24 protein-coding genes are annotated in these 21,460 nt (G+C 39.3%); 12 read left to right on the top strand and 12 right to left on the bottom strand.

The genetic code is table 11. From position 1 onward, the window contains the following. Window positions 1–145: 145 nt before the first annotated feature. Window positions 146–727 (top strand): hypothetical protein, encoded by a 582-nt coding sequence (locus tag V4596_13510; protein MES2770157.1) that lies wholly within the window; start codon window positions 146–148, stop codon window positions 725–727. A gap of 40 nt (window positions 728–767) precedes the next feature. Here V4596_13510 and recA read toward each other — a convergent pair whose 3' ends face one another. From recA to V4596_13525, 3 genes are all read right to left on the bottom strand, one after another. Continuing rightward, a complete protein-coding gene (gene recA, locus V4596_13515) occupies window positions 768–1,883 on the bottom strand; it encodes a recombinase RecA (GenBank protein ID MES2770158.1) in 1,116 nt (371 codons plus the stop codon). Between the two features lie 133 nt (window positions 1,884–2,016). Then, window positions 2,017–2,490, bottom strand: a complete 474-nt coding sequence (locus V4596_13520) for a CinA family protein (protein ID MES2770159.1) — start codon at window positions 2,488–2,490, stop codon at window positions 2,017–2,019. Continuing rightward, window positions 2,490–2,951: a phosphatidylglycerophosphatase A gene (locus tag V4596_13525; GenBank protein MES2770160.1), complete on the bottom strand. Its 462-nt coding sequence runs from the start codon at window positions 2,949–2,951 to the stop codon at window positions 2,490–2,492. The genes V4596_13520 and V4596_13525 overlap by 1 nt, the downstream gene beginning before the upstream one ends. Window positions 2,952–2,979: 28 nt before the next feature. Here V4596_13525 and V4596_13530 point away from each other — a divergent pair, with 28 nt between their 5' ends. Continuing rightward, the gene (locus V4596_13530; protein MES2770161.1) at window positions 2,980–3,417 is read left to right on the top strand and encodes a regulatory protein RecX; all 438 of its coding nucleotides are present in this window, start codon (window positions 2,980–2,982) and stop codon (window positions 3,415–3,417) included. A 23-nt stretch (window positions 3,418–3,440) separates the two neighbouring features. Beyond that, a complete protein-coding gene (gene alaS / locus V4596_13535) occupies window positions 3,441–6,113 on the top strand; it encodes an alanine--tRNA ligase (GenBank protein ID MES2770162.1) in 2,673 nt (890 codons plus the stop codon). A 2-nt stretch (window positions 6,114–6,115) separates the two neighbouring features. Here alaS and V4596_13540 read toward each other — a convergent pair whose 3' ends face one another. After that, window positions 6,116–6,487 carry a hypothetical protein gene (locus tag V4596_13540; protein ID MES2770163.1) on the bottom strand — a complete coding sequence of 124 codons (372 nt, stop codon included), beginning with the start codon at window positions 6,485–6,487 and terminating at the stop codon, window positions 6,116–6,118. Between the two features lie 102 nt (window positions 6,488–6,589). Next, window positions 6,590–7,519 carry an agmatinase gene (speB, locus tag V4596_13545; protein MES2770164.1) on the bottom strand — a complete coding sequence of 310 codons (930 nt, stop codon included), beginning with the start codon at window positions 7,517–7,519 and terminating at the stop codon, window positions 6,590–6,592. Between the two features lie 88 nt (window positions 7,520–7,607). On the opposite strand from speB, the gene V4596_13550 reads away from it, so the two are divergent. From V4596_13550 to V4596_13570, 5 genes are all read left to right on the top strand, one after another. Beyond that, on the top strand, window positions 7,608–8,612 hold the full coding sequence (locus V4596_13550) for an A/G-specific adenine glycosylase (GenBank protein MES2770165.1): 1,005 nt from the start codon (window positions 7,608–7,610) through the stop codon (window positions 8,610–8,612). Further along, window positions 8,540–9,613 carry a hypothetical protein gene (locus V4596_13555; GenBank protein ID MES2770166.1) on the top strand — a complete coding sequence of 358 codons (1,074 nt, stop codon included), beginning with the start codon at window positions 8,540–8,542 and terminating at the stop codon, window positions 9,611–9,613. Before V4596_13550 ends, V4596_13555 begins: the two co-directional genes overlap by 73 nt. Window positions 9,614–9,630: 17 nt before the next feature. Further along, complete coding sequence (locus tag V4596_13560) at window positions 9,631–10,215, top strand: hypothetical protein (protein ID MES2770167.1); 585 nt, start codon at window positions 9,631–9,633, stop codon at window positions 10,213–10,215. A 147-nt stretch (window positions 10,216–10,362) separates the two neighbouring features. Continuing rightward, window positions 10,363–10,881, top strand: coding sequence for a paraquat-inducible protein A (locus tag V4596_13565; protein ID MES2770168.1), 519 nt, complete (start codon window positions 10,363–10,365; stop codon window positions 10,879–10,881). A gap of 70 nt (window positions 10,882–10,951) precedes the next feature. Continuing rightward, window positions 10,952–11,779: an MlaD family protein gene (locus tag V4596_13570; protein ID MES2770169.1), complete on the top strand. Its 828-nt coding sequence runs from the start codon at window positions 10,952–10,954 to the stop codon at window positions 11,777–11,779. Window positions 11,780–11,790: 11 nt separating this feature from the next. Here V4596_13570 and V4596_13575 read toward each other — a convergent pair whose 3' ends face one another. Continuing rightward, on the bottom strand, window positions 11,791–13,002 hold the full coding sequence (locus tag V4596_13575; GenBank protein ID MES2770170.1) for a poly(A) polymerase: 1,212 nt from the start codon (window positions 13,000–13,002) through the stop codon (window positions 11,791–11,793). Window positions 13,003–13,022: 20 nt separating this feature from the next. On the opposite strand from V4596_13575, the gene V4596_13580 reads away from it, so the two are divergent. Then, on the top strand, window positions 13,023–13,817 hold the full coding sequence (locus V4596_13580; GenBank protein MES2770171.1) for an alpha/beta hydrolase: 795 nt from the start codon (window positions 13,023–13,025) through the stop codon (window positions 13,815–13,817). Window positions 13,818–13,880: 63 nt separating this feature from the next. Beyond that, window positions 13,881–15,662, top strand: a complete 1,782-nt coding sequence (locus V4596_13585) for a DEAD/DEAH box helicase (protein ID MES2770172.1) — start codon at window positions 13,881–13,883, stop codon at window positions 15,660–15,662. A gap of 20 nt (window positions 15,663–15,682) precedes the next feature. Here V4596_13585 and V4596_13590 read toward each other — a convergent pair whose 3' ends face one another. Together V4596_13590 and V4596_13595 are read right to left on the bottom strand one after the other, a co-directional pair. Continuing rightward, complete coding sequence (locus V4596_13590; protein ID MES2770173.1) at window positions 15,683–16,180, bottom strand: hypothetical protein; 498 nt, start codon at window positions 16,178–16,180, stop codon at window positions 15,683–15,685. 19 nt (window positions 16,181–16,199) lie between these two features. Next, complete coding sequence (locus V4596_13595; protein ID MES2770174.1) at window positions 16,200–16,856, bottom strand: PilZ domain-containing protein; 657 nt, start codon at window positions 16,854–16,856, stop codon at window positions 16,200–16,202. 297 nt (window positions 16,857–17,153) lie between these two features. On the opposite strand from V4596_13595, the gene V4596_13600 reads away from it, so the two are divergent. After that, window positions 17,154–17,336, top strand: a complete 183-nt coding sequence (locus tag V4596_13600; protein MES2770175.1) for a twin-arginine translocase TatA/TatE family subunit — start codon at window positions 17,154–17,156, stop codon at window positions 17,334–17,336. Here the strand turns inward: V4596_13600 and V4596_13605 are convergent. Next, entirely contained in the window at window positions 17,333–18,289 is a 957-nt protein-coding gene (locus V4596_13605; protein ID MES2770176.1) for a transketolase C-terminal domain-containing protein, read from the bottom strand. The two genes, V4596_13600 and V4596_13605, sit on opposite strands and share 4 nt — an antisense overlap. Further along, a complete protein-coding gene (locus tag V4596_13610) occupies window positions 18,286–19,122 on the bottom strand; it encodes a transketolase (protein MES2770177.1) in 837 nt (278 codons plus the stop codon). Before V4596_13610 ends, V4596_13605 begins: the two co-directional genes overlap by 4 nt. Before the next feature lie 85 nt (window positions 19,123–19,207). Between V4596_13610 and add the strand changes: the two genes are divergently transcribed. Beyond that, on the top strand, window positions 19,208–20,197 hold the full coding sequence (add, locus tag V4596_13615) for an adenosine deaminase (GenBank protein ID MES2770178.1): 990 nt from the start codon (window positions 19,208–19,210) through the stop codon (window positions 20,195–20,197). Between the two features lie 62 nt (window positions 20,198–20,259). On the opposite strand, the gene V4596_13620 is transcribed toward add, so the two are convergent. Together V4596_13620 and V4596_13625 are read right to left on the bottom strand one after the other, a co-directional pair. Further along, window positions 20,260–20,775 carry a hypothetical protein gene (locus V4596_13620; GenBank protein ID MES2770179.1) on the bottom strand — a complete coding sequence of 172 codons (516 nt, stop codon included), beginning with the start codon at window positions 20,773–20,775 and terminating at the stop codon, window positions 20,260–20,262. Continuing rightward, complete coding sequence (locus tag V4596_13625; GenBank protein MES2770180.1) at window positions 20,768–21,451, bottom strand: ATP-binding cassette domain-containing protein; 684 nt, start codon at window positions 21,449–21,451, stop codon at window positions 20,768–20,770. Before V4596_13625 ends, V4596_13620 begins: the two co-directional genes overlap by 8 nt. Window positions 21,452–21,460: the final 9 nt, after the last annotated feature.

Below are 21,460 nucleotides of genomic sequence, written 5' to 3' on the forward strand. Positions count from 1 at the left end.
ATATTATTTTCTGCCATTTGAGATAATTTTATATCTTCGTGTTTCTAAATCAACAACTTTACCTTGTTGAGTGTGACTCTCAAGTAACGTATTTTGTTTTGATAGATCTTTGGACAGCCGAAAAGAGCTGTTGTATAAATCGATTATGAGTTCAGTTGCCCAGCATCCGCTTTACATTGAGTTGAGTACAAAGCTTCATCCCCAGGATTTTGAAGTTCTAAAGCAGATCCTTGACAGTCACGAACTGGATTTGGCGCCAACTTATGGTTATTTTGAAAAAAATGACTTTGATCAAATTGCAGATAAATCCTTAGAAGAGTTTTTTAAAAAGATCAAAATTTATGACTTTAACTTTATGGATGATGAAGATCTGAGGTACTGCTGGAGCCAAACTCTCGGAGAATTTCAAAAAAAATACTGGGGCTTTAAAAAGCACACAGAAAAACCCTCTTCCTACAGAGAACCCAAGAGGCTGGGCCTAACCTTAACTCCTGTTACAGAAATTCCAAAGAAGCCTTCTAAAAAAATTAGCTATAAAAACGCCTTCTTTTATATTTGGTCAGTTCTACAATCATGGATAGTGATCAAAGCTCTCATTTTAGTTTATGGAAATGATTTGGCTAAGGATGACTCCTTACAAAATAGAATTATTTTTGGATCAATTATTGCGTTTTCTTTTGGTTCACTTTTTCTCTTCGCCTGGATGAGAAGAAAGAATCCTAAGTAATCACTGCCGATACTTTCGCAACCGGCAGCAATCTTTCGAACTAATTTTTTGTCTTTTTCTTAGCTACTGCTTTTGCCAACGCATCTTCAGTAGAAATAGAAACCGGAGCATCTACGGATGTCTTCGGAGCTGGAGCACCTGGTTTTACGCCAATGCCTTGAGCTTCAAGAACTAATTGTCTTAGAGTTTCTAATAATTTTGGATTTTCTTTTAGGTAAACTTTTGAAGCATCTCTACCTTGGCCAATTCTTTCGCCATTGTAGCTGTACCAAGCGCCGGCTTTTTCGATGATCCCTTTATCCGAAGCGATATCTAAAACTTCACCAGTTAAAGAAATACCTTCTCCGTACATAAGATCAAATTCCGCTCTAGCAAATGGAGGAGCAACTTTGTTCTTCACAACTTTTACCGCTGTTCTTGAACCTGTTACTTCTTCACCGTTCTTGATCGCGCCAGTTCTTCTTACATCCATACGAACAGAAGAGTAGAACTTCAATGCGTTACCACCCGTCGTTGTTTCTGGGTTACCGAACATAACACCGATTTTCATACGAATTTGGTTAATGAAAATTACTGTTGTGTTGGATCTGCTGATGATTGCCGTTAATTTTCTTAAAGCTTGTGACATTAATCTTGCTTGAAGACCCATATGGCTATCGCCCATATCGCCTTCGATTTCTGCTCTTGGAGTTAAAGCTGCAACTGAGTCTACAACTAGAACGTCAACCGCACCCGATCTAACAAGAGTTTCGGTGATTTCTAAAGCTTGTTCACCAGTATCGGGCTGAGAAACTAATAGATCTTCAACTTTAACACCTAATTTTTTTGCATAACTGATATCCAAGGCATGCTCAGCATCAACAAACGCTGCAACGCCACCCGCTTTTTGCGATTGAGCGATGATTGAAAGAGCGATCGTTGTTTTACCAGAAGATTCTGGACCGTAGATCTCGATGATTCTTCCTTTTGGAACTCCGCCTATTCCTAAAGCGATATCCAAGCCAAGTGAACCAGTAGAAATAACTGAGATGTTATCTCCTAATTTGTTATCTCCGCCCAATTTCATGATGGAACCTTTACCGAATTGTTTTTCGATAGAAGATAAAGCTAAGTCTAATGCTTTTGATTTTTCTGAGTTTGTCGTTTGAACTGCCATGTATATTGCTCCTCTGGTTTACAGTGCTCGCTATGGCGAGCACTAGCCAAGTTTAATTATTAATCTTTTTGTTTAGAGTTGGCCTTGGGAAGCCCACCGTATTTTTTTTCGTCTGTTCTGTATATATTTACAGTTACAGCGACGAAATCGTTTTAATTAGTAGCTCAATTGCGTAGTCGCTAGCAGCATCTTGCACACGCGCTCTATCGCCGATGAATACCTTCATCTCTGTCTTTACAATTTTTAGGCCACTAATTCCGAACCATACAGTGCCAACTGGCTTGGTTTGCGATCCGCCCCCCGGACCCGCAATACCAGTAATACTAACGCTGAAAGTGCAATTCAACAATTCTCGTACATTCCTGGACATTTTTTCTGCCACGACCTGGCTAACAGCGCCATGGTTTTTTATATCAATTTCAGGTATTTCCAGCACATCTTGCTTAACAGAATTGGCGTAGGAAATGATGGACCCAATAAAAAACTCGGAACTACCTGGAACTGCTGTGATCTTTGCCGAGAATCGGCCACCTGTGCAACTTTCGGCAGCACCTAGGGTAGCTTTTTTTTCTTTTAGAATTTTGAAGAGTTCTTCAACTTTATCCATTAGATGTATCCGCTTTGCGTCAAGAACTGTAGGACTACATTTGCGACTAAACCTGCCGCCACGTCATCTATGACAACACCAAATCCGCCTTTAACTTTGTCATTTAAATAACTAATTGGGAATGGTTTCCAAATATCCAGCACTCTAAAAAGAAAAAATCCTAAGACCAAATGTTTTAATGAAAACGGAAGCCACGTCATTGTAATTAAGAATCCTACAACTTCATCGATAACAATTTCAGGACGATCGTGTGTAGGCTGATCTTTTTCGTAGGCATCAGAGATAAAAATAGCAAAAATTACGAGTAGAAACGTTAAGACCATATAAACGTAGGGTCCGGTTAAAAAAAACAAACACCAGACTGGAATTGCTGCCAACGTTCCTATGGTTCCTGGCATTTTGGGTGACAGTCCTGCGCCAAAAAAGGTAGCTGCCAATGAAATCCATTTTGATTTATTCATAAAAGTATTAGACAATGAAAGAAGTAATATGACTACAAAGAAAAAGTCGGCTCTCGAAAAAATCGTTGATTACTTATCAGTAAGAGACCATTCCGAAAAAGAAATTCGAAATAAACTGACATCTAAACAATTTGAAGCGGAAGACATTGATGAAGGCATTGAGATTGCTCAAGAGCAGGGCCTTATCATGGAACCCACAAAGCTTGCAGAGAATGTTTCTGAGCAACTCAATCGCAAACACAAAGGCATTCTCTATATAAATCAATATTTAGAATCCAAAGGCTTGCCCTGCATTCATCCGAACTGGAACTTAGAGGTCGAAAAGGCAAAAGAACTCACTTTAAAACGCCTAAACAAAAATCCACCCTACACAATCGAAGAAAAACAGGATATTTATCGTTACTTAACTAATAGAGGTTATGCGGACCAAACGATAAATACAGTTATCCACGCTGCCCGTCTATAATTACCAATAGAGAAAGCCAGAACATGAAAAGTGTTGAGATTAGAGAAAAATTCTTAAAGTATTTTGAAAAAAACAAGCACACGATTGTTTCGAGCTCAAAACTTATCCCTGAGGGCGACAATACAATTCTTTTTACGAACGCTGGGATGAACCAATTTAAAAATGTTTTCTTGGGTTATGACAAACGAGATTACGTGCGTGCTACAACTTCTCAAAAGTGCGTGAGAGCTGGCGGAAAGCACAATGACCTGGAACAAGTTGGAGTCACAGCACGCCACCATACGTTCTTTGAAATGCTGGGTAATTTTTCGTTTGGTGATTACTTCAAAAAAGATGCAATTCGTTTTGCTTGGGATTTTTTAACAAACGAATTAAAAATTCCAAAACAAAAACTTTATGTGACTGTTTTTGAAACAGATGATGAAGCTGCGGAAATCTGGCACCAACAAGAAGGCGTTCCAAAAGATAGAATTTTTAGACTTGGTGAAAAAGACAACTTCTGGAGAATGGGTGACACGGGACCTTGCGGACCTTGTACAGAAATTTTCTACGATCACGGTCCGTCCGCAGGCTCAACAGGAAATCCCAATGCAAAGTTCGGCGAAGACGATCAAAGATTTGTAGAGATCTGGAACCTGGTATTTATGCAATACTTCGAAGAATCTCCTGGAAAATTGAACCCACTTCCAAAACCTTCTGTTGATACTGGCGCGGGACTCGAGAGAATCGCTGCAGTTATGCAAGGTGTGTACATGAACTACGACACAGACCTTTTCCAACCTTTGATTCAAAAGGCTGCAAAGATCTCTGGGAAGAAATACAATTCTGATAAAGAATTAGATACTGCGTTCAGAGTTATTGCCGATCACTCAAGAGCAGCGGCATTCTTGATCGCTGATGGAGTAATGCCTACGAATGATGGCAGAGGGTATGTTTTAAGACGTATTCTTCGCCGCGGAATTAGATTCGGAAGAAAATTATCTCTTGATCAATCTATTCTTACCCCTGTAGTGGAGGAATTAATTTCAGTGATGGGCAAAGCCTATCCGGAATTGACTCAGCAAAAGAATTTAATTTTAAAGACTGTAAAATCTGAAGAAGAATCATTCCTAAAAACTTTAGATCAAGGAACTGAGATATTTAATAAAGAAATCGCAAAATTAAAAAAGGATAAGAAGAATACTCTTCCTGGTGAATTCGCATTCAAACTCTATGACACTTATGGATTCCCAGCAGACTTAACAAGACTTATGAGCGACGAACAAAATATTCAATTCGACGAAGCTGGTTTTGAAAAGAACATGGATGAAGCTAGAAAAAGATCTCAAGCTTCATGGAAAGGCCAAGCTTTGGCCGTGGATCAAGGTCACTTGATCGCACACTCTCAGAAAATCAAAGCTACAGAATTTGTTGGCTACTCTTCTCTCTCTGCTGACGGCAAAGTTTTAGCTCTATCCGATGGTCAGAAGATCGTAGAAAAACTTGGAGCTACTGACGGACTTCTCGTGACGGATAAAACTCCGTTCTATGCAGAAGGCGGGGGTCAAGTGGGCGACGTTGGTCACGGAAAATCTTCTAAGGCAAAATTTGAAGTCACAAATTGTATTAAAATTGGAAATGCATTCTTTCACTCGATCACAATCACCGAGGGTGAATTAAAAACTGGTGATTCAGTTCATTTGGAAGTTTCCTCTTCTACAAGAAGAGAAACTCAAAGTAATCACTCGGCGACTCACTTGATGCATGCAGCTTTAAGAACTGTTCTTGGCACTCACGTAACCCAAGCGGGATCGCACGTGGATTCAAATCGCACAAGATTTGACTTCACTCACGATAAGCCTGTGACTGACGAAGAAATTGCAAAGATCGAAGAACTTGTGAACGAGCAAATTGGTTTAGCTCACGATATTAAGCCTGAAGTTATGCCTTACAAAAAAGCTATCGATGCTGGAGTAATGGCGTTGTTCGGTGAAAAATATGGAGATGAAGTTAGAGTTTTAAAAATGGGAGATTTCTCGGCAGAACTTTGCGGAGGAACTCACGTTTCAAATACAGCACAAATTAGACTTTTCAAGATCTCTTCTGAAACTGGTATTGCTAAAGGTGTAAGACGTATCGAAGCAGTGACTGGTACTAAAGCGATCAGTTACTTACAAAATATCGAAAAAATTTATGACGAAGTGAGAGCTAGCTTAAAAATTGATGAGAGCTTTGCGGACGTTGCAAATATTCAAAATGGTTCAGATTCAAAGACCGTTTCTAAACTTCAAAACGTAATTTCTGAAAAAGATGCTGCGGTTAAAGAAGCAAAGAAAATCTTTATGGAATCTCTATCGAAAAACTACGACGTAGATAAGATTGCATCGACTGGAAAGAAATTTTCAGATGGAACTTATGTTTTCGTTAAGATTGACACCGACGACAGAAAATTCATTACAGACTTCTCGGAAAAACTCAGAAACAAAATTCAATCTGGAATCGTGCTTGCTGTAGGCGAAGGCTCTGAAGGCTGTCCTGTCATCGTAAGTGTAACAAAGAACTTAACTACGAAGTACAACGCAGGAAAAATCCTACAAGAAGTGAATCAGATACTCGGCGGCAAGGGCGGCGGAAAACCTGATCTTGCCCAAGGCTCAGCACCAACTTTAAGCGCTTTAGATCAAGCCAAAAAGAAAATGGATTCACTGATTCAGTAAAATCACTTTTTAATTAAATTCTGAGGAATTAACTGAAGTAAATTCTTAATTTCTTCCAACGTACTTTCGACTCGATCTTGTCTGTTCCAAAGGTGACTTAGATTATCTAGTACGGCATTATTCTTTGCATTCTGTTCTTCTATAATCACACCCAAATGATGCATTTCTGATTTGAGTCCTTCAAGTTGGGATTCAACTCGCCTAATATTGGATTTTGTAAAATTTTTGAGCTCATCTCGAACTCCGTATAGCATCTTTTGCGTTACGTACACTTCAGCAGCTCTTTCAGGATATTTAGTTGATTGGTTATTTGTTTCCGATGACATTTTTACTCCGTGCTTTTTCAAAATGTCTTGAAAAGATGCATTTTCCATACCAAGGAATATTCCAAATAGATTGATTTGTTTCAACAATATATTCGCTCTCCGGATTTACATCCGGAAATTCGGAATAAAGACCTACACTTGACGCAAAAATTATTTATTGGCCATCAAGCAGAGCATTTCGAACATGGTGTCTACGCCGGCCATTGCTGTGATTTGTGATGGATCGTAGGCGGGACAAATTTCGACGATGTCTGCGCCCACGAGATTATCAATCTTTAGTGATCTCAAAATATTTTGCGTTTCGTAAGTTGTTAATCCGCCTGGAACCGGAGTTCCTGTGCCTGGGGCATATGCTGGATCTAAACAATCAATATCGAAGCTGATGTATGTAGGACCTTTTAATACTGGTAATGAATTGCAAAATTCTTTTAGACTTCCCGCTCTCACATCATCGACAGTTTTCACGGTGATTCCGTGTTTGTTCACAAAGTCCAAATCCTCACCAGCAGCAAGTGGTCCTCTGATTCCAATTTGAATCATGTTCTTAGGATCTACCAATCCTTCTTCAACTGCGTGTCTTGCGAAAGATCCATGATGGTATTCGCAATCCCATGCTGCTGGATAAGTATCTAGATGTGCATCGAAATGAACAAAGTTAACAGGAGTGCTCAAGGATTTTTTTAATGCTCGTAAAATTGGAAGTGTTGTCGAGTGATCACCGCCCACAGAAATGAATCTCTTTTTTAGTTTTAAAAGTTTCATCACATGGAATTCGATATTTTCGTATGTTTTTTCTAAAGAAACTGGAACTACTGAAACATCACCAATATCTGCTACTTTTATTTTTTTGGTAAAATCAATTCCTCTTGTCCAATGATAACCACGGCCAAGCGCAGACATTTCGCGAATTGCTGATGGAGCAAACCTGGCTCCCGGACGGTAGCTCACTCCACCATCGAAAGGAGTACCAAAAATACCAACATCGTAATCGGAATCTATATTAACATGCGGCATTCTGAAAAATGTTTTTACGGCTGAAAATCTTGGGAATTCTCTTCCTGATATTTGCTTATATTCCATCTCTTGTCCTTTTATTCGTCTTAACGACATCAAATCTATCCCACCAATCTAGTTGAAACAATGAGTTTTTGGCCATATAGAATGTCTCATGAAGCATAAAACCCAGCCCAACCAGAAAAATCTTCTGGATTGGTACAATGAGAATAAACGCGACCTTCCATGGCGCAATACCTCGGATCCTTACAGAATCTGGATCTCTGAAGTGATGCTTCAACAAACTACGGTGAAAGCCGTAATTCCTTACTACGAAAAATTCTTAAAAAATTTTCCAACCGTAAAATCATTAAGCCAAGCTTCTATCAAAGAAGTTTATACTTATTGGGCGGGGCTCGGTTATTACTCACGCGCAGACAATCTCCATAAAGCTGCAAAACAACTTTCTGAAACTGGTTTCCCTAAAACACATATCGAACTGATGGCATATCCAGGATTTGGTCCCTATACAGCTCGTGCAGTGGCAAGTTTTGCCTTCAGTGATAACACTGGCGTCCTAGATGGCAACGTCATTCGATTTTTATCACGCTTTCATGGACTGGCAGTACCTTGGTGGGAAAATTCCTCTCGTGCTATTTTGCAAAGAGAAGCTGATCAATGGGTTTTAGACTTTGATTCTTCGGAAATGAATCAAGCATTGATTGAAATTGGTGCTACGATTTGTACACCACGATCTCCTTCGTGCCTGCTGTGCCCAGTTCGCAACGGTTGCACCGCTTATGCGCAAAACTTGCAAGAAAAACTACCTCTCAAAAAAGACCGTAAAAAATTAGAAGTTTGGATTTGGGAACCCGACATTTATATTCAAAATGGAAAGATTGGATTTACAAAAAATAATTATGCTTCATTTTTAAAAGGAAAAATGATTTTCCCTGGGCGCGTTAAAAAATCAAAAACAGCTCCTAAAATTTATAATTACAAGCATAATATAACTCATCACGAGATTTATGTTAAACTGAATATAAAGACCTCAAAAAATAAAGATAAATTACTAGTACTAAAAGATACTAGTGGGGACCAGATGAAATGGATTTCAAAAAATCAAATAATAAAAATCAATCCGGCTTCTCTTATTCAAAAGGCATTAAAGTATATTTAGTTCTTTTTGTTATATTAAATTTTTTTATTGCCTGTGCTGCTAAACAAAAAAACTCTGATACTTCAGACTTGATCTATTTCGATTCTCTCGAAGGAGAAATTCATCAGATGAGTCGCTTAGGCCAGAATACACAAGCTTACTTCTCTCCTTCTGCCAACAAATTAGTTTTTATTCGTGATAATCCAAGAGAGCATAGAACTCCGCAAGTTTATGAGAGAAATTTAGTGGATAAAACAGAAAGAAGAATTTCTTTTAATTTGGGCGAGAATCACAACCCTCAATACCATCCTATCAAATCTTGGATCGTGTACTCTAGTTCTTCAGATGAGATAATTGAAAAGGTTGATATTGTTCCTGCAATGAAAGATCTTGGAATGAAGGTTCCAGAAACAAATCAAAATTCTGATTACCCACAAGATGTTTATATCTCAGCTGAAGATGGCTCGGACATTAAGAGAATCACTAGTGAGAAAGGATTTGATGGACTTGCTACTTTCTCAAGAGATGGAGATAGGGTTTTCTATGTGAGAAGAGATAAGGGGCAATCTCAGATTTTTGAATTCAATTTAAAAATAGGCAGTAAAAAAATAATTCACAGTGAGAAAGTAAAAGTTCTATCTCTGAGTGCTTCCGAAACCTTAATTGCTTGGACTTACAAAACAGATGATGGCGGCGAAAAACTGATTGTAAAAAAATTAAAAGGTAACGAAGTTGTCTACACCGGAAATGAAAAGAACTCTTATTCAGACGTAGAGCTTCATCCAAAAGAAATGAGATTCTTAGTAGTTTCAAATCTGGAAGATCCAAAAAATAAAGACATCTACCAAGTAGACTTTGCCGAAAAATGTGCGACAAGGTTTTCTTTCCATGGTGCTGATGAGTCTCATCCCACCTTTGGTCCAGAAGGAAAATCCCTTTTCTTTGTATCGAATAGATCTAAGACGAATCAAATCTACGCCACTTTGATACGTCCACAGCTCGCTTGCAAACCGCTCCCCTGAGAAGGTAGAATAAAATCATGAAGATTGCATTGTTCGTATTGATAACTTTAGGGATATACGGCGGGGTATACGGCGGAATTTCTGCTGCACAAGCACAAAGAATTCCTAGCTCCTTATCCAGAGGACTTTACGCTTCTAACGAAGGTTTTGAAATCAATCCTCAAAGTACAAATTGGATTAGATCAGCACCACCAGCTGAATTAAAAAACAAAGTCGAAGTCCTCTTCCGTATTAAAGATACAACCTCAAAAATTCAACCCACATTCACGGTAAGAATCGATAAAGATACACCTTACAAAACTTTGAAAGAATACTCCACAAAATGGCTAAAGAATTATGGCCAATTCGGTTTGGAAGTTTTAGGTCACCAGTATTTTAAAAACGAAAAAGATCAGCAAGGTTTTGTAATTGATATCGAAAATTCAGTTTCGCAAAAAAAATTACGACAAGTGATCTTTTTTAAAAATGCCAAAGCTGTGATCCTAACTTGCATGGATCAAAAAGAATCTTTCAAGTCCTCTCTTAAATCTTGCAACGACCTCATTAAAACATTTGCATGGAACGAATCCATTCTCTCGAATCCCGAAACTCTTTCAAAGTAATTTTTTCCCTTCCTAAATAGCCACATCAAATGTACCAAAAATACCCAAGTCCTTCTTTAATTCCATCACAGAATTCTAGGCCTTGGCCTAAAATGTGCATTTATCCCCATTAGATCAATTACATTATGACATAGGAAAATTAAAAATATGGACCTGGCGAAGCCGCATAAAAAAGAAAAAACTTACTCGGCGGAACATACACTTTTTTATTCCCTTACCGCACTTATTCTGTATGTGCCCGCAAACCTTCTTCCTTTTATGACTTTTGAAATGCACGGAAACAGAAACGACGCCACAATTTGGTCTGGGATCGTAACTCTCTTTAAAGATGGATCACTTTTCTTGGCCGCCATTGTATTTTTAGCCAGTATGCTGGTCCCACTTTTAAAATTGGCCATTCTTTTTTATTTGTCACTTTCTCCAAATTCGAATTCGAATCGAAAAGCCAAAACCAATTTATTAAAATTCATCGAAGTCATCGGTCCATGGTCAATGCTAGATATTTTCCTCGTGGCAGTTTTTGTCGCAGTGGTAAAGTTGGATTCCATGGCAAATGTCAGCGCAGGACTTGGATCTGCAATATTTTTATTCGTTGTGATATTTAGCATGCTCGCATCTAAAAACTTTAACTCGAAAGTAATATGGCAAGAAAATGAAAACAAATGATTCCAGTCCTAAAAAATCGAAATGGTCTTTTTTCAGATTAGAAACTATGTATCTTTGGATATTTCCAATAATGGCCATCATATTTTCAACCTGGGCCGTAACAAAATATCTAGATACTGAAGGAAAAAAAATTGAAATTCATTTTAGTGAAGCCAGCTCTATTGTTCCAGGTAAGACCAGAATTCTTTTTAGAGGCGTACAAATTGGAATGGTCGAAGACATCGCAATTACGAAAGATGGAAAAAAAGTTATTTGTGAAGTCGAACTCACAAAATCTGGAGAAAAATTTGCGGTAGCTGGATCTAAGTTTTATCTAGTCAGTCCTAAAGTAGGTTTCGATCAAGTCTCTGGTCTGGATACAATCATTTCTGGAAGTTACATCGTGATCGAGCCCAACCTAAACTCGAATGAGTCTCAAGATACTTTCGAGGGTGACTCCAATTATAATCCATCAGTAGCGACAGAAAATATGGTTAATTATTTTCTTGTCACCGACAATGCCGAATCTGTTTCAAGCGGAGATAATCTCTACTATCGCGGAATAGTGGTAGGAAATGTCGGATCTGTTGACCTAAGCCCTGACAGTAGAAAAGTAATCATTAGCGCTTATGTCTTTAAAAAATTCGTAAAAATCATCAGAACCAATACTGTCTTCTGGAAAAAACAAGGGATCAAAGCAGATCTAGGTATTTTTGGTTCCGACGTAAAAGTCAGCTCTTTTGATACTATCATGAAAGGTGGGGTAGAGCTCGCAACGCCCAACAAAGCTGGGCTAATTGCGAAAGCCAAAACAAGATTTATGCTTTTAGATAACGAGCCCGAAGAACGTGAAGACGAAAAGTGGGAGCCCAAACTAAAGTTTCAGAAAAAACAAAAAAGACTAGCGGGCTCAAATTAAAATTTAGATTCTCATCTTTTATTTTGGAAATTGCGGGGGCGGCGTGTTCTGCGCTTCTTACGATATGGCGCGTGAGCTTTGGGAACGATTTTTTCGAGAACTCTTTCCCATTCATGCATTTTTTCAGACGACAGTACATGATCGGCTTTGGCCATCATGATTGCGAGCGGAATGGCTTCGTTCTGATGAGAGTCTTGATCTAATTTTTTAAGTCTATGTTGGAACTCTAGAGCTTTAGCAAAAAGGCTTTGCTCCACGTTGTACATACCCAATTCCATAGTCATGATTTGTTTCAAATCTTCGTGTTTTAGGATGTCGCTTGCAAAAACTTTTTTGAATGGATCGGGATCCACCGTTGATCTGTAGTAAGCAAGCATGAGATAGGCAAACACTTCCGCGGGATTATCAATATCGATCACAAACGTGCTGATCTTTTTTATGTACATATTGAATTCGTTCAATTGTTCTGGATTCAAATAAATTTTATCCAGCGATGGAAATACGTGCTCTAGAATGTGAAGATCGTGTGCCTCCATCAAAGTGTTCGAAGGATCTTGCAGTCTCATGATCTTTAGAATTTCTTCTCTTCTTCTGGGCAATACAGATTTTTTTAAAGTGTGTGCGTAAGTTTTCATGCTTTCACGAAGACTTGATTCAATCTTAAAATCCAGCCTATGGGAAAGTCTTAAGGCACGCAAAATACGAATTGGATCTTCTTGAAGACGCGTTACCGGATCACCGATCATACGGAGCGTGTGAGATTTAATGTCTTTGAGCCCATGACAATAATCTTTGAGCTCGTCTTTTACCGGATCATAAAATAGTCCGTTCAAAGTAAAATCACGTCTTAAAGCATCTTCTTGCGGAGTTCCGAAAACATTATCCCCCGAAGTTTTATCATCTTCGTCGATCTGTGACATTTCTTCATCCGTGGCGTCTCTTCTAAATGTTGCGACTTCAAAAAGATCACTGCCTCTTTTTACCAGCACCAGCCTAAATCTTTTACCGATGATATAAGCATCGGAAATAAATTTCTTAACTTGTTTTGGACTTGCGTAAGTGGCGATATCGTAATCTTTGGGTTGAATACCAGAGAGAAGGTCGCGGACACAACCGCCGACCAAATATGTTTCAAATCCCTCTCGCTGTAAACGTTCAGTAATTCGATATGCTTCAGGATGAATGAACTCAGGGGCCAAGCGAGGCCTTTGCTTTATCGTCATAACAAGTTTATGATAGTGGCATGGATTTTTTAAAGCAATTCCATTATCAAGTATACGGCAATTCGGCCTCCCCTAAACTCGTATTTTTACACGGTTTGATGGGATTTGGAGCAAATTGGAGGAAAATTGTTTCAGGGATGGAAGACAAATTCCAAATCCTGACCTTCGATCAACGTGGCCACGGTCGCTCTATGAAGCCTGACTCTGGCTATGCTCCAGAAAACTATGCTGATGATCTTATCGAAATCTTAAATGAGCTCGGATGGGATAAAATTCACCTTGTGGGGCACTCCATGGGTGGAAGAAATGCATTAAACTTCGCCTCGAGATTTCCGCAGAGAGTCATATCCTTGGTTATTGAGGACATCTCCCCAGAAAGCAAATTCTCTGATGTGGAAAGGTACGAAAAGCTTTTAGGCCGAGTACCAACTCCCTTTCAAAATAAAAAAGAAGCGAAGGAGTTTTTGTTGAACGATTTTGGTGATCCGGTTTTGGGTAATTATTTTTATTCTAATTTAGTCGAAAATGATCAAGGACTTATCGACTGGCGCTTCTCAAAAAAAGGAATTATCGATAGCGTTCGTTTAGGCAGAAAAGTTGACCGCTGGGCTGAATGGCGGTCTCTCAAAATGCCCACTCTACTTGTCCGTGGGGAAAATTCTACTGACCTCCCCCAAGATATTTATGAAAAAATGCTTAAGGAAAATCCCAATGTTGAAGGAATTCTGATCAAAGAGGCCGGCCATTGGGTGCACTTTGATCAGCCAGAGCAGTTTATCAGCGATCTTCGTGCCTTTTTGTTAGCTAATTTTTGACTTTTTACAAAGCTCTGATTAGATTCATCCCACTTAGACCGCTTTAATGCATGGAGAGCGCATTTGAAATTTGAAGAATTAGATTTACAACCCGAGATCATGGACGCTCTACGTCAAATAAATATCAACGACTGCACACCGATTCAAGAGTCCGCAATCCCACTTGTTTTAGATGGAAAAGACATCTCTGGTCTTTCGCAAACTGGTAGCGGGAAAACTTTTGCGTTTCTAGTTCCACTCATCGAAAGAATTTTACGAACTAGAAAAAAAATGGGCGAGAACCCAACGGAACTCGATCAAAAAAGAGGTTTCGATACTTGGAATTCTGGACATTTTATTTTGGTACTAGCGCCAACCAGAGAGCTTGCAGATCAAATTCACAAAGCCATTACAAGTCTATGTAAACCAGAACTCGGAATTAAAACTGCGTTGGTTTATGGTGGCGTGGAGTACGAAACGCAAACTGCGGCGATCAAAGACAGCGTCGACATCGTTGTTGGAACTCCGGGAAGACTTTTAGATTTATACAAGAATCACCACATCAACTTCAGACAAGTAAAAGCAATTGTTTTTGATGAGGCCGATCGTATGTTCGATATGGGATTCAAGGACGACATGGTTTACATTCTGCAAAGAGCACCGGCAGATCGTCAGATTTTACTTTTCAGTGCAACTTTGAATTTTGATGTGATGAATACGATTTATGGTTTTGATTCTAATCCAGTTGAAATCAACGTTTCTCGGGACCAAGCAAAAGCTGGCGACGTAACAGATGAAATTTTCCATGTGGGCGAGCAAGACAAGCCTCAATATCTGTTATCACTCATCAGCAGAGTAAAACCAAAACAAACAATTATTTTTAGCAATTACAAAATGAACGTCGATCGCATCACTCAATTTTTGAGCAACAACGGAATTCCCGCTGTAGGAATTTCTAGTTTGTTGACTCAAAGTCAAAGAGAGCGCGTCCTCGAACAATTTAAAAACGAAAACGAGAGAAACACACTTGTTGCAACCGACGTTGCGGCTCGTGGCCTAGATATCAAAGGCGTAGATCTTGTAATCAACTACGATCTTCCAGACGATGCTGAGAACTATGTTCACAGAATTGGTCGTACTGGAAGAGCGGGAGCAAAAGGTCACGCAATTTCACTCGTGAGCGATAGAGACGTCATGGCACTTTCAAGAATTGAAGGTTACATGAAAGTTAAAATAACAATCGGTTGGCTTGAAGACGAATTCATAGTGAAGGAATTCAAAGCACTTTCAAGAGACAACTACCGCGGAGAAAGCCGCGTGAAACGAACAGGATTAGCTGCAATGAAAGCACAGATACCACAAGAACAAGAATCAGGTCAGCCAAGAGAACAACGCCCACAAGGCGACAGGCCACCAAGACATCAGGGTCAAGGCGGCGGAAGATCAAATAACAATAGAAATTTCGATAACAGAAATCGTGATAATAACCGCGGTCCTCAAGGACAGGGCGGGGAAAACGTTCATCGTGATCGCAAATCAGGAAGACATCAACATCCTAGAGACGGCGAACAACGTGCGAATGGACAAAATCCAAACCATAGTAAAGGTTCCGGTAGACCATCGCACAATCCAAATCAGAGACCTCTGCAAGGTGCAAGACCTGGTCAGTCACCGGCTAAGCCAAATCAAAAATTTACGCCAAATAAGCCTGGGCAAAAGTCATTCCGATCTGATGGAAATAGAGCGAACAACCCAAACAGAAAATCTGATAAGAGCAACAACGCTAATCGATCGTTTAAATCAAATAAATCTTCTAGTGGCATATCTCAAAAAGTTAAAAACTTTTTCAAGAGCTTGTTTAGATAGTCAGGTCAGATAATCAGGGATCACAGTTCTTCTTGAGCTGGGTTTCTAATTTCTAATTTATTACTATCTACTTTGATGGCAGAAATTCCTTCCTCTTTAGGGATTGGAATACCTTTTATTTTATTGAGGTATGAATCTAAATCCACGGGATCTCTGCTCTTCACGCATTTATCAGAAAGAGTCATCTTTCCAAGATTCTTGAATTTGTAAGCATTAAGAAGCTTCAACGCATCTTCAGTCACCTTAGCCTCTTCATTGTTGAGATATTCTTCGATAGCAATTTTGTCTTTGTTGGGGTCGAAAAAATACTTCGATAAATAGGGTAAAATATTGCATGCTCTTGGTAAGACAGAGTTGTCCGCTGGGTGGGCTTGAATGTCTTTCCTACATTCATCAATGTTCACCAATATTTCAATTGAGGATATCAATTCGAATTTTGCCTTTTCTTTATTTTTTACATCTGCGAGCGTGGTATTTGTCGCAAGAAATAAGAGTGTTCCCACTAAAAGTCTTTTCATGGTCTCCCCCTTGGTTTTTTTAATCTAAAAATCTAACTCCTACTCTTTGTGATGAAGCGGTAGCTTGATTCTTTAGTTTTTCCATTTTTTCCCAAACCACCTCACCTTGAACGATGTGGGTCTTTTTTAAATCAGGAAGCGGAACTTCGATTTGTACTTGGTCGCCTTTGTTTAATTTTTTATTGAAAAGTCTAAAACATGCTCCATCGCGTGCAATATCCAGCATAAACGCAGAATGAGTTCTTGTTGCTTCGATTTTAAATCTTGCCGGCTGTGCAGTTCTATAACGATTCGCAAGCCTTGGGATTACGTGTAGATCATTGATCATTTTGATTACGATGCCGCTCATGTCTTTCATTTCCGTTGAAAGATTTAATAATATAGTTTTTTTAAAATCGACCAATTTGATTTTGGCCGCAATACTTGGTTTTTCTGTAATCACCATCACGGGTAAATTATTAAAACGCTTTTTGATTTGTTGAATGATTCGAATATGACTAGGCTTAAACTCATCAGTGAGAATAATAAGCGCATGAAACGAATTGTCTTTTAATGCTTTTACCAAACTAAAAGAATCAGTGAAAACATCAGGCTTACAGAACTGACTTTTCTTCAGCTCATTATAAACTGAGTTTAATGTTTTTCCTTGCTTAGCTAAAATCCCAATATGATACATAAAGCGCCCCCTAGACACCTTAATAAAATGCAAGAGTGGGGCCCCATAAAAATAGGTTCTGGTGGATTTGAACCTCTAAAATGTCTAGACCTATGTATAGGTGAAAAGTGATTAGTCAGTATCAATATAATTCATGGAAGGCATAGGTATTTAGCTAGAACTACTGGCCTTTCTCTGCTTCATTATGAAACATTTTGGCGCTTGCAATACCCTTTAATTCGATTTAAAACTTACCATAACTTATCTTTAGAAAGATCCGGCAGAAAAATCCGGCATACATCTCCGGAGGAGAATAATATGAGTCTCGGAATCCCTGAATTAGTAGTCCTAGTAATTATCGTTTTGTTGTTCTTTGGACCGAGCAGATTGCCGGGTTTAGGCAAGGCTGTTGGATCTGCCATTCGTGGATTCAAAAAAGGTATCTCTTCCGATGAAGAGAAAAAGCAAATCAACAATAACTCTGACGATCCTAAAGCTTAATTTCTGAGAATAGATTTTAATGTACGACCGATACCATGTGCATCGAGTCCGTGTTTTTCATAGAGCGCTTCTGGCGTTCCACTTTCACCGTAAACATCTTGAACACCAATTTTATGGAGTTTTGCCGGAGCACCGATTTCAGCCATTGCTTCTGCAACCGCTCCACCCAAGCCACCAATCACATTGTGATCTTCTGCTGTAAAAACATGTTTTACTTTTTGCGACCATTTCTGAACTGATTCTTTATCAAAAGGTTTTACCGAGTGGATATTTACAAGACCGACTGAAATTCCTTCTTTTTCTAAATTCTTAATTGCGGTGTAGGCGTTGCCAGTGAGTCCACCAGTTGCAAAAACAACGGCGTCCTTTCCATCCAAAATTTCATCTGCTTTTCCAAAACGGAATTTATAATTTGTGTCATGAACGTTCACGACGTTTTGTCTGGTGAGACGAATGTATGCGGGACCTTCGTGATCAATTAAATATCTCATCATTGCTTTGGTTTCGATATCATCTGCCGGCTGAAGAACTGCCATTCCTGGTAAAGTTCTCATGCACGCTAAATCTTCGAGTGCCATTTGCGAGCATCCGTCTTCACCGATACCAACACCGGCATGTGTTCCGACGAGTCTCACATTGGCTTGTGCATAACCGATCGTTACTCTGATCTGATCGAATCTTCCTGTTAAGAAAGCTCCAAACGAACACAAGAAAGGAATTTTCCCAGAAAAAGCCAATCCCGCTGCGGCACCGATCATGTTAGCTTCTTGAATTCCCATTTGGAAAAATCTTTCTGGAGCATTCTTAGAAAAGCTTTCAGATTTTGTACTCTTTGAAAGGTCGGCATCGAGGACAACGATGCTTTTAAATTCTTTTCCTAGGCTTGCTAGAGATTCACCAAAGCTCGCTCTGGTTGCATTTCCAAGCTGACCAATATTCATTCCGCTGCTCATGATAATTTCTCCAGTTCTTCGATAGCTTTTTTCAATTCATCTTTCGTTGGGCTCACACCGTGCCATTTGTTAACGTTTTCCATAAATGAAACGCCTTTTCCCTTAATGGTATCTGCAATGATCATTGTTGGTTTTGTTTTTTCAGCTCTTGCCGCTTTGAGTGCATTTAAGATTTGATCCATTTCGTGACCATCGATTCTTAAGACATTCCACTTGAAAGCTTTGATTTTTTCTTCGAGAGGCTCAATGTCCATTACGTCTTTTGTCATTCCGTCGATTTGATATTTGTTTGCATCCAAGAATACGCAAAGGTTATTCAATTTATAGTTTCCGCAAGACATCAGCGCTTCCCAGACTTGACCTTCTTGAGTTTCGCCATCGCCCATTAAGCAATAAACTCTATAATCTTTTCCGTCGAGCTTCCCGGCCATCGCCATACCTTGCGCTACGCTCAAGCCTTGGCCAAGAGATCCCGTCGAAGCCTCAACTGCAGGCATTCTTACTCTATCCGGGTGACCTTGGAAAGGCGATCCCAATACTCTAAGTGACATCGTATCTTCAGGCTTAAAATATCCGCGGTAAGCTAGAGTTGCGTAGAGTGCTGGAACTCCGTGACCTTTTGAAAGGACAAATCGATCGCGATCCGTCCACTCTGGATTTTTTGGATCCACTTTCATTTCATTGAAGAAAAGTGCGGTAATGATATCGATCGCTGACAAAGATCCACCAGGGTGGCCATTACCGGCTTTCTCTAGCATTTCTAGTATCAGTTTTCTATGAGTGGTTGCTTGTTTTTTTAATTCTGGGACGGATTGATTGAGTTGTTGTTGCATGCCTTAAGTTGTCCAATTTTTGCTACCCTTGGTCAAGACTTTCAAAGAATTTTGCGTCATACTGTAGAGCATAAAAGGAAATTGCATGAACTTACGAAACATACCTAAAGTTGAACTCCATCGTCACCTCGAAGGCGCTGTGCGTTTTTCGACTCTAATCGAATTAACGAAGAACAAAAAACTAGATTTACCCTTTAACGACTACAAGAAGTTGCATGATGCGCTAGTCGTGCATTCTCCAATGAAAGACCTCAAATCTGTTTTGGATAAATTTTGGACCACGCAATCTGTGTTGGATTCTGAAGAGGTTTGGGAGCGCTTAGGCTTTGAGGCCTGCGAAGATGCTTTCAATGAAGGAATTGTTTTATTAGAACTTAGATATTCACCAAGCTTTGCATCTACTAACCATCCTAAAATGACATTCGAAAAAATTCATCGAAGCATTATGAAAGGTGTGGAGCGCGCACAAAAAATTTTTCCGATGGCTGTAGGTATGATTGGAATCTTAGGAAGAATTCAGCCAGTGCCCGAAGCTGCGAAGTCTGCCGACTTCATTATCGAAAACAAAGAATCTTTTGTGGCTATAGATCTTGCGGACAACGAAGAAGGATTTGATTGCAAACCTTTTGCTCCTCTATTTATGAAAGCAAAAAATGCAGGCCTACATATCACCGTTCACTCTGGTGAAATTCCAGGTGGAGAGTTTTTTGTGAAGGATGCCATCGAGTTCTTGCACGCTGAAAGAATCGGTCACGGCGTACAAATTTACAAGAGCCCCGAAATGATCAAATACGTGAAAGAAAACAATGTGACTCTTGAACTCTGCCCGATCAGTAACTATTTAACGAATGCGATTCCTGATCTTTCTAAACATCCTTTAAAAATGCTGATGGACGAAGGAGTGAAAGTTTCGATCAACTCCGATGACCCAGGAATTTTTGGCACAACCATCTTAGATGATTACGAAGTTCTCAAAGATCTTCACGAATTTAAACTTGAAGATTTCAATCGCTGCAACCAAATGGCTTACGAAGCCTGCTTTATTCCAGAAAAAATAAAATCTAAATTTTGGTAATATTCCGCACCGTATCTGCGGTTTGCATGACGCAAACCTTTGGAAAAGGTGCGGCTCACCTTTTAGAAGGTGAATTGGAATTGTACTGATGGGAGGACGTTGTTGTGTTCTAGGGATGTGACGCTTGCTCCGTTTTGTTCGTCGTATTCCCAGTGTCGGTAGCTGAGGAGTGGACCGATTCCTATGCTGCCTACATTGAATATATATCCAATATCGATCACATAACCTGTTCCTTCATAATCTTCTAATTCCGATTGGAAATAATAAGTTCCAAGAAGCTGCCATCCGCCACTTACGTAACCAATTGTTGCGCCCAAAGAATCTCTGTCTTGATCTGTAGCTCCGCTTCCGTATTCACGGCTTTCCATATCGTAAGCAACACCTAGGTACAAACCCTGACCCGAAGTATAACCTAACTTCAAATTGATAATTTGCTGGTTAAATTCTGTGCTTGTTGTCGATCCTTGTTTTTCATCTCTAGTGTAATAAAATATTGAAGGATTAAAAATAATCGTGGCACTAGCTGTTGATGATAAAAATAAAACAGCCATAAAACTGAGTATGATATTCTTAAACATTCGCTCCTCCTTTGGAGATTTTGGAATAAGTTTTTTGAATTTTTCCGTTCTCAAAAATAATAACATAATCTGCAAGATCTTCAGCATCCTTTTCATCGTGACTGACTATAAGGCAAGGTTGTGAATCAATCTTGACAATTTCTTTGAGAAATTCTTTTAAATCTTTTTTGAGAGCTGGATCAAGGGCTGAGAATGGTTCGTCGAGAAGCAGAATCTTTGGCTGTCCTATGAGTGCACGGAGAAGCGCGACTCTTTGCTTTTCTCCCCCTGAAAGGGTGGATGCTTTTTGATTTAGTTTATCCTCCATTTTTGCAATCTTCACGTAAAGATCTAACATCTTGGTATATGTTCTTTCTGGAATTTTTCTCGCAATAGCATGAAATAAGATATTTTCCTTCACTGTCATATGCGGAAACAACTCCCCACCTTGAAATACGACACCCAATTTTCTGTCTTGAGGAGATACCTTTGCGAGGTCTTCGCCTTTAAAAGTCCATTCAAAACCTTTATTTTTGCGTTGGGATTGATCAAGCCCCATAAGGATTCTCAAGAAGGTTGTTTTTCCTGATCCTGATGGACCTTGGATAAGCGTAATGCCTTGATCCGGAATTTCAAGTTGATCGATAAGCAAATGGAAATTATCAAACTTTATATCAATTTTTTTTACTAACGACATATTTCATCT

This window comes from Bdellovibrionota bacterium (assembly GCA_040386775.1).
Lineage (GTDB): Bacteria > Bdellovibrionota > Bdellovibrionia > Bdellovibrionales > JAEYZS01 > JAEYZS01.

Bases quoted from the DNA above. Each gene is read 5' to 3' on its own strand.
- V4596_13510 (MES2770157.1), top strand. From the start codon at position 146: ATGAGTTCAGTTGCCCAGCATCCGCTTTACATTGAGTTGAGTACAAAG.
- recA (MES2770158.1), bottom strand. From the start codon at position 1,883: ATGGCAGTTCAAACGACAAACTCAGAAAAATCAAAAGCATTAGACTTA.
- V4596_13520 (MES2770159.1), bottom strand. From the start codon at position 2,490: ATGGATAAAGTTGAAGAACTCTTCAAAATTCTAAAAGAAAAAAAAGCT.
- V4596_13525 (MES2770160.1), bottom strand. From the start codon at position 2,951: ATGAATAAATCAAAATGGATTTCATTGGCAGCTACCTTTTTTGGCGCA.
- V4596_13530 (MES2770161.1), top strand. From the start codon at position 2,980: ATGACTACAAAGAAAAAGTCGGCTCTCGAAAAAATCGTTGATTACTTA.
- alaS (MES2770162.1), top strand. From the start codon at position 3,441: ATGAAAAGTGTTGAGATTAGAGAAAAATTCTTAAAGTATTTTGAAAAA.
- V4596_13540 (MES2770163.1), bottom strand. From the start codon at position 6,487: ATGGAAAATGCATCTTTTCAAGACATTTTGAAAAAGCACGGAGTAAAA.
- speB (MES2770164.1), bottom strand. From the start codon at position 7,519: ATGGAATATAAGCAAATATCAGGAAGAGAATTCCCAAGATTTTCAGCC.
- V4596_13550 (MES2770165.1), top strand. From the start codon at position 7,608: ATGAAGCATAAAACCCAGCCCAACCAGAAAAATCTTCTGGATTGGTAC.
- V4596_13555 (MES2770166.1), top strand. From the start codon at position 8,540: ATGGATTTCAAAAAATCAAATAATAAAAATCAATCCGGCTTCTCTTAT.
- V4596_13560 (MES2770167.1), top strand. From the start codon at position 9,631: ATGAAGATTGCATTGTTCGTATTGATAACTTTAGGGATATACGGCGGG.
- V4596_13565 (MES2770168.1), top strand. From the start codon at position 10,363: ATGGACCTGGCGAAGCCGCATAAAAAAGAAAAAACTTACTCGGCGGAA.
- V4596_13570 (MES2770169.1), top strand. From the start codon at position 10,952: ATGGCCATCATATTTTCAACCTGGGCCGTAACAAAATATCTAGATACT.
- V4596_13575 (MES2770170.1), bottom strand. From the start codon at position 13,002: ATGACGATAAAGCAAAGGCCTCGCTTGGCCCCTGAGTTCATTCATCCT.
- V4596_13580 (MES2770171.1), top strand. From the start codon at position 13,023: ATGGATTTTTTAAAGCAATTCCATTATCAAGTATACGGCAATTCGGCC.
- V4596_13590 (MES2770173.1), bottom strand. From the start codon at position 16,180: ATGAAAAGACTTTTAGTGGGAACACTCTTATTTCTTGCGACAAATACC.
- V4596_13595 (MES2770174.1), bottom strand. From the start codon at position 16,856: ATGTATCATATTGGGATTTTAGCTAAGCAAGGAAAAACATTAAACTCA.
- V4596_13600 (MES2770175.1), top strand. From the start codon at position 17,154: ATGAGTCTCGGAATCCCTGAATTAGTAGTCCTAGTAATTATCGTTTTG.
- V4596_13605 (MES2770176.1), bottom strand. From the start codon at position 18,289: ATGAGCAGCGGAATGAATATTGGTCAGCTTGGAAATGCAACCAGAGCG.
- V4596_13610 (MES2770177.1), bottom strand. From the start codon at position 19,122: ATGCAACAACAACTCAATCAATCCGTCCCAGAATTAAAAAAACAAGCA.
- add (MES2770178.1), top strand. From the start codon at position 19,208: ATGAACTTACGAAACATACCTAAAGTTGAACTCCATCGTCACCTCGAA.
- V4596_13620 (MES2770179.1), bottom strand. From the start codon at position 20,775: ATGTTTAAGAATATCATACTCAGTTTTATGGCTGTTTTATTTTTATCA.
- V4596_13625 (MES2770180.1), bottom strand. From the start codon at position 21,451: ATGTCGTTAGTAAAAAAAATTGATATAAAGTTTGATAATTTCCATTTG.